At 50.0% G+C, this 448-nt stretch carries 1 protein-coding gene; it reads right to left on the bottom strand.

Translation table 11 applies throughout. The features are described from left to right. On the bottom strand, positions 1–448 hold a 448-nt coding region (locus tag WCE05_RS26005; protein ID WP_368816840.1), incomplete at both ends, for an ABC transporter substrate-binding protein.

The following is a 448-nucleotide window of genomic DNA, read 5'->3' as shown; positions in this document are numbered from 1 at the left end:
CGATTGGCCAGGTGTCCACATTTTCAGGTGTCCCCTTTTTCAGCATCGCGTCCGCGTACTCGGCAGAGAGGATCGAGGCGAAGTCCATTCCCCAGTCGGCCAGGAACGCCGCGTTGGGTTCGCTCAGCGTGAACTGAACGTGATAATCGTCGATTTTTTTCACATCCTGAATGAGCTTGTCGAGGCCCACGTCATTAAAGTATTCGTAATTGCCCTGGGAAACATTGTGATAGGGATGCTTAGGGTCTTTCTGACGCATAACGGAGAAAGTAACGTCATCAGCGTTAAAATCACGGGTCGGTTTGAAGTATTTATTGCTGTTGAATTTCACCCCTTTACGCAGGGTAAACGTGTATGTTTTGCCGTCTGGCGAAATGGTCCACGACTCGGCCAGAGAAGGCACCGGCGTGTTTTTTACCGGGTCGAAGTTAATCAGACGGTTATACAG

Origin of the sequence: Pseudomonas sp. I2 (genome assembly GCF_040984075.1) — a bacterium.
In the GTDB taxonomy this organism is placed as follows: domain Bacteria; phylum Pseudomonadota; class Gammaproteobacteria; order Pseudomonadales; family Pseudomonadaceae; genus Aquipseudomonas; species Aquipseudomonas guariconensis_B.
This window is presented reverse-complemented; position numbering and strand designations above follow the sequence as displayed.